Below are 12523 nucleotides of genomic sequence, written 5' to 3'. Positions count from 1 at the left end.
ATAAATTATATTCTTACTCTAATTATAACTACGAGTCTTGGTCTGAGCTTGTCGAAGACTACTTGATACATCGACAAGCTCAGTGTGAGGTTTTGAGTTTTAATAGTAGTACATAATTGGAAAATTAATTTGATATCATTAAAAGTTAGGTGAACAACAAATAATATTTTAGTGATATCATTTAACAAAAAAATCCAACTCAATGAGTTGGATTTTTACTGTGTACTAACCCCTAAAAACTAGGAATTAATTATTACAATTCTAATAAAGCATTTGTACCAGAAACTCCTTTTGCAGAAGCAATCATTTGTGCTTTTTCATCATCAGATAATTTGATTTCTACGATGCTTTCAATTCCGTTTTTACCTAAAACAACAGGAACTCCAATACATAAATCATTTAAACCATATTCACCTTCTAATAAAGAAGAACAAGGGAAAATCTTTTTAGTATCACAAGCAATTGCTTGTACCATTGCAGAAACTGCTGCACCAGGAGCGTACCAAGCAGAAGTGCCTAATAAACCTGTTAATGTTGCGCCACCAACTTTGGTGTCTTGTAAAACTTGTTCTAATCTTTCGTTAGAAATAAATTCAGAAACAGGAACCGAGTTTCTTGTTGCTATACGAGTTAAAGGAACCATTCCTGTATCAGAATGACCACCAATTACCATACCGTCAACATCAGAAATAGGAGCACCTAAAGCTTCTGCTAATCTATATTTAAAACGAGCAGAATCTAATGCGCCACCCATTCCTATAATTCTATTTTTTGGTAAACCTGTAGTTTTATGAACTAAATAGGTCATTGTATCCATAGGGTTAGATACTACAATAATAATTGTGTTTGGAGAATGTTTAATTAAGTTAGAAGAAACTGTTTTTACAATTCCTGCATTAATACCAATTAATTCTTCGCGAGTCATTCCTGGTTTTCTAGGAATTCCAGAAGTAATTACACAAATATTAGAATTTGCAGTTTTTGCATACTCATTTGTACTTCCTGTAATTTTTGTATCAAAACCATTTAAAGAAGCGGTTTGCATTAAGTCCATTGCTTTTCCTTCTGCATATCCTTCTTTAATGTCTAATAAAACTACTTCAGAAGCAAAATCTTTAATAGCAATGTATTCTGCACAACTTGCACCTACTGCACCTGCACCAACAACTGTAACTTTCATATATTTATTTTTTAATTATGTTGATAAAATTCGTTAAACAAAAGTACGAATTTTAGAAATAATAGTACTGCTAAAAATAAAAAAAGACACCCTAGATTGGTGTCTTTTTTATAAAATGATTTTGGTATTTCTATCTAAAGCTAAACGCAACACCTAAATTAGCGGTATTGTATTCTTGTAACGTGTAGCTGCCGTATAGTTTAAAAAAACCTAAACTTAATCGTAAGCCAGCCGTGGTTCTAAAACTGCCAGCATCAAATGAAGAATCAATAGGGTCTGTTATTGTTCTACTAACTAAAGCGTTGTAATTTAAGGTGTAATCTCCTGTCATTTTAAGAGTAGAGTTTCCTGAACCATATCCAATTCCACCATAAATGTTTATAATAGGAAAATTTAATGAGGCAATTGCTTGAACTGTGTAAGCATTTAGTTTAAATTCTGCTAATCCGTCTTGAACATCAACAGCGCCAGTAGCGTTGATGTTATAATCAACTGTCATTGTTGTGTAAGCAGCAAGTAAAGATACATGTAAAGGTGTTTTTCCTACTGGTCCAAACCAATTTGTAATCTCTTTTTTTAAGCCTACACCTAACAAGTTTCCTTTTACGTCTTCCGAACCAATTTTTGGAACCACTCTTAAACTTACTTCAAAATTTGATGGTAAGCCCATGCTAATTTGTACTGCTGGTGCAGGAACAGCGCTTAAAGGTAAGCTTTCTTTAACTCCGCCTGGTGCACTAAAAGTTGTACTATATGTTACGTTGTTTTCTGTGAAATTAACGGTAGTTAAAGGGGTATTATTTTCCGACCCTGCAACTGAAGCAGCAGTAATAGAACCTGCATTAATTGATGTTAATCCTGATAAGCTAAATATTTCGTCTTTTTCTGGTACTAAAGACGCATTTAGACCAATAGCAATATCAAATCCAAACGGTTTATGAACTTTTGCTGTGTGATACCATCCATTATTCATGCTAAAAATTAGACCTTTCATAGCAGGATCTACATAGGCTTCAATTAATTTAGACCTATCGTCAGTATCTGCTAAAAGGTATCCTTCAAAGCCATCTTGGGCTTTTGTGTTAAACGATAGGGCAAATATCCCTATAAGAATTAATACATATTTTTTCATTATGTGATTGATTTTAGTTATTATTTAATTTTGGTTTTGTAAGCTAAGGTATAAAAAAAAACACACTCTTAACTTAAGAGTGTGTTTTTTGAGTTTGAAAATAAATAAACTAGATATCTATTTTTGCATATTTTGCATTTTTTTCAATAAAAGCTCTACGTGGTGGAACCTCATCTCCCATCAACATAGAGAATACTCTGTCTGCTTCGGTTGCGCTATCAATTACAACTTTACGTAATGTTCTAAATTCTGGATTCATTGTTGTGTCCCAAAGTTGGTCTGCATTCATTTCTCCAAGACCTTTGTAGCGTTGAATAGTTGCAGAACCGCCCATTTGATGTACAAGCAAATCACGTTGATTATCATCCCAAGCATATTCTCTCTTTTGTCCTTTTTTAACTAAATATAAAGGAGGCGTTGCAATGTAAATATAACCTTGTTCTACCATTTCTCTCATATATCTAAAAAAGAATGTTAAGATTAAAGTTGCAATATGGGATCCATCTACATCGGCATCACACATAATAACTACTTTATGATAACGTACTTTTGATAAGTTTAAAGCTCTAGGATCTTCTTCTGTACCTATAGAAACGCCTAATGCTGTAAACATGTTTTTGATCTCTTCGTTTTCAAAAACTTTGTGTTGCATCGCTTTTTCAACATTTAAAATCTTTCCACGAAGTGGTAAAATTGCTTGGAAGTTTCTATCACGACCTTGTTTTGCTGTTCCGCCTGCCGAATCTCCCTCAACTAAGAAAATTTCGCATTGTGCAGGATCAGTTTCCGAGCAGTCAGATAATTTACCAGGTAAACCACCAATGCTCATTACTGTTTTACGCTGCACCATTTCACGTGCTTTTCTTGCAGCATGTCTTGCAGTTGCAGCTAAAATCACTTTTTGAACGATGATTTTTGCGTCATTAGGATTTTCCTCTAAATAATCAGTTAACATTTCTGAAACTGCTTGAGATACAGCAGAAGTAACATCTCTGTTTCCTAATTTCGTTTTTGTTTGTCCTTCAAATTGTGGTTCTTGAACTTTTACAGAAACAATTGCCGTTAAGCCTTCTCTAAAGTCATCACCTGCTATTTCAAACTTTACGTTTTTTAATAATCCAGAGTCATCAGCATATTTTTTTAACGTACTTGTTAAACCACGTCTAAAACCAGCTAAGTGAGTTCCTCCTTCGTGCGTATTTATATTATTTACATACGAGTGTAAATTTTCTGCATATGAAGTATTATAAACCATAGCAACTTCAACCGGAATGCCATTTTTTTCGCCTTCCATAGAAATTATGGTAGAAGTTAATTGCTCACGAGTAGAATCTAAATACCTTATAAATTCTGGTAAACCTTCGGTACTATGAAAAATTTCTGTTGGAAAATTACCTTCATCATCTGTTTCACGTTTATCCGTTAATGTAATTGTAATCCCTTTATTTAAATAGGATAACTCACGCATACGAGATGCTAAAGTATCATAGTTAAATTCAGTTGTTTGCGTAAAAATAGTTTTGTCAGGTAAAAAAGTAACAACGGTTCCGTTAAAATCAGTTTCTCCAATAGTTTTTACTGGATATAATGCTTTTCCTTTAGAATATTCTTGTTGCCAAAGTTTACCGTCTTTATGAACGGTTGCCGTTAAATGTTCTGATAATGCGTTCACACAACTTACACCAACACCATGTAAACCACCAGAAACTTTATAAGAATCTTTGTCGAATTTACCACCAGCACCAATTTTTGTCATTACAACTTGTAATGCAGAAACGCCTTCTTTTTCGTGAATTCCAACAGGAATTCCACGACCATTATCTTTAGTAGTTACAGAATTGTCTTCATTAATGGTAACATTAATAGTATCACAATAACCACCCATTGCTTCATCAATAGAGTTGTCTACAACTTCATAAACTAAATGGTGTAAACCTCTAATACCAACATCTCCAATATACATGGATGGACGCATTCTTACATGCTCCATTCCTTCTAATGCCTGAATACTCGAGGCATCATAACTATGTTTTTTTTCTTCGCTCATTATAAAAGTGACTTGTTAATTTTTAGGTTGATAGCATCCGAAATTAAAAACGAATGTATTTAACTCAAAATTACAATTTTTAAGATTGATTTTAAGGCTTTTGATTGAATTACTTTTAAAATTATCAACATTTGTTAAAAACAAGAAAATGCTTTAAATCGCTTATAATTGGTTTTATTTCTGATTTTAAAATTTTTAAGTAAGCTTGAAGTTTGATGAAATAAAAAAATCTCGCAAAAGCGAGATTTTAAAATGATATCTTTATAAGAATGTAAAAATTTAAGTTACTTTCTTATTACTCTCACGTTCATTTCTTCTACTTTTTTATCAGAAAGCGGAGAAGGTGCATTAAACAATAAGTCTTCGGAAGTTCCTGTTTTAGGAAAAGCCATTACTTCTCTAATAGAAGCTTTCTTCTCTAAAATCATCATTAAACGATCAATTCCCCAAGCGATTCCTCCGTGAGGTGGCGCGCCATATTGAAAAGCCTTGTGCATCGTTCCCACACTTTTTAACATTTCCTCTTTAGTATAGCCCATATTTTTATAGGTTGCTTCTAAAATTTCTGCTTTGTGCGCACGAACAGATCCGCCACCAATTTCGTAACCGTTTAAGATTAAATCGTATTGTTGCGCAATAATGGTTCCTATCTCGTCATCATTGTTGTTCATGTGTTTTTCTAAATCATAAATTGCTGGCATAGAAAACGGATTGTGTGTAAACGTCCATCGTCCTTCTTCCGTTCTTTCAAACATCGGGAAATCAACCACCCAAGCAGGTCTTAATTCCTTCGGATTGATCAATTTTAAAATACGTCCCATTTCTTGACGAACCGCATCCAAAGCTTTATTTGCGGTTGCATAATCCGCAGCTGAGAAAAATACAATATCCCCAATTTGAGCATCCGTAGCTTTTATAATATTCGCTGCAATTTCTTCGCCTAAAAACTTAATAATGGGCGATTGCAACTCATTTTCATTTACAATAATATACGCCAAACCACCTAAACCATTTTGTTGTGCAATGGCTGTTAAGTTTTCAATTTGCCCTTTAGACATTCTTGAATTTCCTTGTTCTTCAGCAGAAACTTTAATACATTTTACAATTCCGCCATCATCAATAGGTTTGCTAAAAACTTGAAAAGTGGTGTCTTTTACAATGTCTGTAATATCTTGCATTTGCAAACCGTAACGTAAATCTGGTCTATCACAACCATATTTATCCATCGCATCTTTGTAAGTAACGATTTCAAACGGATGTAAAATCCATTTTTTACCATAGATTTTATGCACAACTTCGTTAAACATTTTGGTGTTTAAATCGATAATTTGCTGCATGCTTGCAAACGCCATTTCAATATCTAATTGTGTAAACTCTGGTTGACGATCTCCACGCGAATCTTCATCTCTAAAACAACGTGCAATTTGAAAATATTTCTCAAATCCGCCCACCATTAGCATTTGTTTAAATTGCTGTGGCGCTTGTGGTAATGTGTAAAATGAGCCCGCTTGTTTTCTGGTAGGAACAATAAACTCTCTTGCACCTTCGTCTGTTCCTGCAGTTAAAATTGGCGTTTCAATTTCTAAGAATTCTTCTTCGTCTAAAATATCACGTAATAACTTAATTACTTTATGTCTGTTGATGATTGCTTTGCGAACATCATCATTTCTGTGATCTAAAAATTTATACTGAAAACGAACATTTTCATTCGATTTTGTTGCTTTTTTAATTTCAAACGGAAGGGTTTTAGATAAGTTTAAGATTTCTAAAACGGCTGTTTCTAACTCAATTTTACCAGTTCTTAAACCCGCATTGTAATCATCTTCTTTTCGTTGAACTACAATTCCAGTAACCATAAGCACGGTTTCTGGTTTTAATTTTACCAATTCATCTAAATTAGGAAATGTTTCTCTACTTAAACGTACTTGAAAAATCTGGTTGCTTGAGTCGCGTAAATCAATAAAAATTAATTCACCGTGATCACGAACACTTGCTACCCAACCTGCTAAAGTTACTTCTTCTTTTATAGAAGTTTCTGATAACTCAGAAATCTTGTGAGTTCTGTATTCTTCTTTAATAACAATCGGAATTTGAGGTAAAATTTCTTCTTCCTGATTTTTAGCTTTTGGTTGATTGTTTTTTGTTACTTGTTCTAAATTTCTTGATTCTTGGTTCTTAGTTCTTGCTTCTTTTTCATCCAATTGCTCTAAAATGCTTTCACGAATCACTTTACCAGAAGCACCTTTACCAATTATCGCAATTACTTTTCCAACTAGAATACCCGCTTTTCCTTGGTTTCCTGCTTTAATTTCGTTGGCAGTTTCTTCGTTTTCTGCAATTACTTTTAAAACAGCGTCTTTGATTGTGTCTGCAGAAATTGTATTGTCTGTAAAATATTTTTTATAATCAAAAGTTCTGTCTTTTAAATAAGAGGTAATTCCGTTTTGAACTAAAACCGAAGTGATTTTATCATCTTTAAATAACTGAAAAATTTCAATTAAATGTTCAATATTATGGATATTTGCATATTCATCTGCACCAATATTATTTACCAATGTTTTGGCAACAAAAGAAGGGTCATTAAGTACCGTATTTATAGCAACAAAAGTTTGTGAACGTAAAGAATCAGCAGTAAAAAACTTAGCATCTTGTGGCAAAACGCCCCCTTTTATCAGAATAGATTCCACTGCAAAAGGTAAAGAACTTACATCAACCTTAATGTTTTCTACAACCCGCTTAATATTTACAAAAGGTAAATCTGGTTCAGAAATAAAACGATAATCCGCTTCAAATTCTTTAGTACGCATTGTTTTGGTTTGCTTTAAATCAGCATCCCATAAAACCGTAGTTTGCTCTGGTCTAAATTCTTTATGTTCTATATAATAATTTAGTTGTTTTTCAATTTCTTCCTTCAAAGCATCCACCATAAACTTAAACGAATTCAAGTTTTTAATTTCTGTTCTAGGATTTAAATTATAGGTATGTTTTTTTCGAAGTGATACAGAGACATCCGATTTAAACTCTCCTTTTTCAAGATTTGCTTCGGATATTTTTAAATTCTGAACAATTCGCTGAATATATTGTGCATAGGTTGATGCGTCTTCGATATGACGAATACAAGGATCTGTTACAATTTCGATTAACGGTACACCGGCTTTGTTAAAATCGACCAAAGAAACTTTCTTTTCGTGCATCAATTTTGCCGCATCTTCTTCTATGTGAACTTGCGTTAAGCTCACTGTAAATTGAGAACCGTCATTTCTAAAACAAGAAACTTCACCATCCGGAATTACAGGATTGTGAAACTGTGTAATTTGAATGTTTTTAGGATTGTCTGGATATTCGTAATGTTTACGATCCCAAGAAATCACCTCATTCGAAAAAGTAGATTTTACGGCTTTTCCAAAATAAATAGCCTTTGTAATTGCTTCTTTATTAAGAGAAGGTAAAACGCCCATTTGTCCTGTACAAACAGCACATATATTTTGATTAGGTTGTGCTATTTCTTGATTTGCACAAGAACAGAATAACTTCGATTTTGTGTTTAAACGAACATGCGTTTCAAGACCGATAACCAATTCTAAATCGTGTTTTTTTAATAAATCGTTTAAGTGATCTAATTCCATTATATCGTATCTTTTAAGAAGTTAGCAAACTTCAAAACGAGTTCGTCATTATTTTTTGCAGCGGTAATTTGTAAACCAGTTGCTGTTCCTTGCGGAATTGTTAACGTTGGTAATTGACCTAAACTAAAACCAACAGTATAAGCATCCGATAAATACATTGCTAGCGGATTTTTTAAACTTTCGCCAATTTTTGGTGGCGTATTTGGGGTAACTGGCGATAAAATGATATCAACTTCTTTAAAGTCTTTTTCAAAATTCTCACTAATTTGATCTCTTAAATTCAATCCTTTTAAATAGATTTCATCAGAAAAACCTTGCGATAATACTTGGTTTCCACCAACAATTCTACGTTTTGTTTCTTCTGAAAAGTTTTCTGAACGCGTTATTGAATAGGTGTCTTTTAAATTCTCACCTTCAATTCTTTGTCCGTAATTTGTACCATCTAATCTTGATAAATTAGAAGCAGTTTCTGCCATTGCCAATGTGTAATAAGTAGAAACTAAGGTATCAGCTTCAAAGAAATCTAATTCTTTAACTTGAATTCCTGTTGCTTTTATTTTTTCGATGGATGCTAAAAAGGCTGATTTTATCTCAGGATCAATGGCATCAGTTTCTATAAAGTTTTTAAAATAGCCAACCGTTTTTATTTCTTCAGCATTTAAAATATTCGAAGCAGAAATTTCTGATGATTGATAGCTAGTTTGATCTTTTACATCTTTACCACTCATTACATTTAAAATAATTCGAATATCTTCAATCGATTTTGCAATTGGCCCAACACAATCTGTAGAGGATGCATATGCCATTAAGCCAAAACGAGAAACTCTTCCGTAGGTTGGTTTAAATCCGAAGACATTGTTATAACCAGCTGGCTGACGAATAGAACCTCCTGTGTCTCCGCCAATTGAAAAAACCGTAAAATCTTTTGCCACGTTTACAGCAGATCCTCCGCTTGATCCACCACCAACTAAATCGGTGTTTACAGCATTTTTTACAGCCCCAAAAATGGTGTTTTCTGATGATGAACCATGCCCAAAACTATCGCAATTTTCTTTTGCTAAAGGTATTGCGCCAGCATCTAACAATTTTTGAATAGCAGTTGCTGTGTAAGGAGATTTGTAGTTTTTTAGTAACTCTGAACTTGCGGTTGCTAAAGTTCCTTGCAGCATGTACACATCTTTAATTCCAAAAGGAATTCCTTCTAACAAACCAATTTCTTGTCCGTTTTTAATTTTAGCATCTACTTTTTCGGCTAGCGCTAAAGCGAATGTATCTAAAAGCGAGTTTACAGTGTTGTGCGTGTTTGATTTTAATAAATCTAATCTGTCTTGCACTAATTTTGTACAAGTAATCTCTTTATTTTTTAATTGAGTATGTATTTTTCTAATCTGACTCATAAATATTATTTTTTAGTTTTGTTGTTATTACTAACAACTAAAAACTAATAACTAAAAACTATTTTTTATTCTTCTATAACTTTAGCAACAACTAAATAGCCATTTTTTTCTTTCGGAAAGTTTTCAATAATGAGTTGTTTTTCGAATTTAGGGCTGTTAATAACAACATCGTCTCTTAAATCATCTAAAGAAACTGCATTGGTATGATTTTTATTAAAAGAGTTGTTATTTGTAGAATTGGCTTTTTTAATTGCTTCAAATAATTTATTCACTGCCTCAGATGGCTTCGCTCCTTTAATACTAGACAATATGTCTACGGTCATCATTTTACTCATTTCTTTAATTTAAGGTTTAAAAAAAGCCTTCCGAATTCGGAAGGCTTTATTTATATATTTTTAAACAACAACCTTCTTATCCTAACAATTAGGATTATTGAAATTACGATTGTTATTATTATTTATCATTTTTTAAAATTCTATTGCTTAGGCAAATATATGTAGAAAAAATGGTACAGAAATCTCTTTTTTATGTTTTTAAATAATACTTATGGTATCAGTAAAATATTGATGTTTAATTAGTAATTCAATAAAAAAAAATAAAACACACCAACAATTTAAAGTTTAAATCATTGGTGCGTTAATTAATTCAGTAAATTCAAATCAAACATTAGTTCGAGCCACAAAAAAACGATTTTTTATTCGGTTTAGAAAGTCAATTTGTAATTTATGTTATAAATTGAAACTTTAATCAGTAATTAAGTCCTTAAGTGTAACTTGAAGTTAATTTTTTACATCATTTTTATTTTCATTTTAAATTAACAGAAAAATATTGAAATAAATTTGTTCACGTAAAATTTGCTTTCTACATTTGTAACTCAATGAAAAATCAATTAAACATATGGTGGTGGAACTCTCTTAATAAATAAGTGAGAACTAAACCTATATGTAAAAAATATAAAAAAGGCTTATCTCACGATAAGCCTTTTTTACTTTTACAGAACGTCATTACGAGGAGGTTACGACGAAGTAATCTCTTCATAAATAAACAGATTGCCACAGCAAATGAAAAAATTTGCTTCGCAATGAGAAAGAAAAATAATGAAAAAAATACACTTTAAAACAATTTTTAAAACGAAAATAGCAGATACAGTAACACCTGTAGGTTTGTATTTACGCTTTAGAGACAAATTTGCAAATACACTTTTGTTAGAAAGTTCTGATTATCATAGTAAAGAAGAAAGTTTTTCTTTTATCGCTATTGAACCTATTGTAACAATGAAAGTTGATGATTATCAGTTTACTGTTTCTCATAAAGGAACAGAAATTGATGCGCAGCCAATCGATAAGAATTTTTATCAATTATTTGATAAATTCACAAACTCAATAGATTTAGAGTGTCCGTCGGAATTAAAATCATTTAATGGTTTGTACGGATATACAACGTTTGATTCTGTTCAATATTTTGAGAATATCAAATTCACAAACAAAAAAGCACCTTCTGCGATTCCGGAAATGCAATACAGTTTCTATCGATTTATAATTGCCATCAATCATTTTAATGATGAAATGACGTTGATAGAAAATATCGAAGAAGGCACCGAATCTCGTATTAAAGAAGTTCAAACGATTATTGATGCACAAGCATTTAATACCCAGAAATTTGAAATTATTGGCGAAGAAACTTCAAATGTAACAGGCGAAGATTTTAAGGAATATGTTCGAAAAGCAAAATCACACTGTAAAAGAGGTGATGTTTTTCAGTTGGTATTGTCACGCCAATTTCAACAAAAATTTAAAGGAGACGAATTTAATGTTTATAGAGCATTGCGTTCTATAAATCCGTCGCCCTATTTGTTTTATTTCGATTATGGTTCTTTTAAATTAATGGGTTCTTCACCAGAAGCACAAATTAAAATATCCGAAGGAAAAGCAACGATCAATCCAATTGCTGGTACATTTAGAAGAACGGGCGATATGTCAGAAGACAGAAAGTTGGGTAAAAAATTATCCGAAGATAAAAAAGAAACTGCAGAACATGTAATGTTGGTCGATTTGGCAAGAAACGATTTAAGCAAACATGCCGATAATGTTACCGTTGAGGTGTTTAAAGAAGTACAATATTTTAGTCATGTAATTCATTTAGTTTCGACTGTTAGAGGAAAAATTAAAGGAAACCCAATTGAAATTGTTGGCGATACTTTCCCCGCTGGAACCTTAAGTGGTGCGCCAAAATACAAGGCGATGGAATTAATTAACAAATATGAGAATCAAACACGTGGCTTTTATGGCGGTGCAGTTGGTATTATCGGTTTAGATGGTTCTGTAAATTTGGCAATTGCCATTAGGTCGTTTGTGAGTAAAAATAACGTGTTGTATTCGCAAGCAGGAGCAGGTATCGTTATTCATTCCGATGAAGAAAAGGAATTACAAGAAGTAAATAATAAGTTAGCAGCGTTGAATAAAGCGTTGATTTTAGCAGAGAATATTTAAAAATAGCGTTTAGCCTTTGGCGGTTAGCAATCTGCTATAAGCCAAGACCTAAAAGCCAAAAGCTTTAAAGATGAAAATATTAATTTTAGACAATTACGATTCGTTTACCTACAATTTGGTTCACATGGTAGAGAAAATCACAGGAAATTATCCTTCGGTTTTTAGAAATGATGAAATAAGTATTAAAGATGTAAATAATTATGATGTACTTATGTTGTCTCCAGGACCAGGAATCCCTGATGAAGCAGGCATCTTAAAAGAAGTAATTAAAACATACGCAGGCGTAAAACCAATTTTTGGAGTGTGTTTAGGTTTGCAAGCAATTACAGAAGTTTTTGGCGGAAAAATCATCAATTTAGAGGATGTTTTTCACGGAGTTGCCACAGAAATGAGAGTCACAGATAAAAATGCAATTATTTTTAAAGATGTGCCAGAAACATTTTTAGCAGCGCGTTATCATTCTTGGGCAGCAACAGACGAAGGTTTTCCAGAAGAAATACAAGTAACAGCTAGAGATGAAGATGGATTAATCCAGGCGATTGAACATAAAATATTTCCAATTTCGGCAGTTCAGTTTCATCCAGAATCTATTTTAACAGATGTTGGTGAGCAGCTATTGAGAAACTTTATAAATAGTATAAAAAAGTAAGCA

At 32.5% G+C, this 12523-nt stretch carries 8 protein-coding genes; 2 read left to right on the top strand and 6 right to left on the bottom strand.

Annotated features, from left to right (window positions below; genetic code table 11):
• Positions 1 to 253: 253 nt before the first annotated feature.
• From mdh to BTO16_RS08710, 6 genes are all read right to left on the bottom strand, one after another.
• Entirely contained in the window at positions 254 to 1180 is a 927-nt protein-coding gene (gene mdh, locus BTO16_RS08735; RefSeq protein WP_105021202.1) for a malate dehydrogenase, read from the bottom strand.
• 130 nt (positions 1181 to 1310) lie between these two features.
• A complete protein-coding gene (locus BTO16_RS08730; protein WP_105021201.1) occupies positions 1311 to 2312 on the bottom strand; it encodes a DUF6588 family protein in 1002 nt (333 codons plus the stop codon).
• A gap of 109 nt (positions 2313 to 2421) precedes the next feature.
• Positions 2422 to 4359 carry a DNA topoisomerase (ATP-hydrolyzing) subunit B gene (gene gyrB, locus BTO16_RS08725; RefSeq protein ID WP_105021200.1) on the bottom strand — a complete coding sequence of 646 codons (1938 nt, stop codon included), beginning with the start codon at positions 4357 to 4359 and terminating at the stop codon, positions 2422 to 2424.
• Positions 4360 to 4643: 284 nt separating this feature from the next.
• A complete protein-coding gene (gatB/aspS, locus tag BTO16_RS08720; RefSeq protein WP_105021199.1) occupies positions 4644 to 7985 on the bottom strand; it encodes a bifunctional amidotransferase subunit GatB/aspartate--tRNA ligase AspS in 3342 nt (1113 codons plus the stop codon).
• Positions 7985 to 9382: an amidase family protein gene (locus tag BTO16_RS08715; RefSeq protein WP_105021198.1), complete on the bottom strand. Its 1398-nt coding sequence runs from the start codon at positions 9380 to 9382 to the stop codon at positions 7985 to 7987. Before BTO16_RS08715 ends, gatB/aspS begins: the two co-directional genes overlap by 1 nt.
• Before the next feature lie 65 nt (positions 9383 to 9447).
• Positions 9448 to 9717, bottom strand: a complete 270-nt coding sequence (locus tag BTO16_RS08710; RefSeq protein WP_170064433.1) for an Asp-tRNA(Asn)/Glu-tRNA(Gln) amidotransferase subunit GatC — start codon at positions 9715 to 9717, stop codon at positions 9448 to 9450.
• Positions 9718 to 10479: 762 nt separating this feature from the next.
• On the opposite strand from BTO16_RS08710, the gene BTO16_RS08705 reads away from it, so the two are divergent.
• Positions 10480 to 11871 (top strand): anthranilate synthase component I family protein, encoded by a 1392-nt coding sequence (locus BTO16_RS08705; RefSeq protein WP_105021196.1) that lies wholly within the window; start codon positions 10480 to 10482, stop codon positions 11869 to 11871.
• Between the two features lie 70 nt (positions 11872 to 11941).
• Positions 11942 to 12520, top strand: coding sequence for an anthranilate synthase component II (locus BTO16_RS08700; protein WP_105021195.1), 579 nt, complete (start codon positions 11942 to 11944; stop codon positions 12518 to 12520).
• The last annotated feature ends 3 nt before the right edge of the window (positions 12521 to 12523 follow it).

Origin of the sequence: Polaribacter glomeratus (assembly GCF_002954665.1) — a bacterium.
GTDB lineage: Bacteria > Bacteroidota > Bacteroidia > Flavobacteriales > Flavobacteriaceae > Polaribacter > Polaribacter glomeratus.
This window is presented reverse-complemented; position numbering and strand designations above follow the sequence as displayed.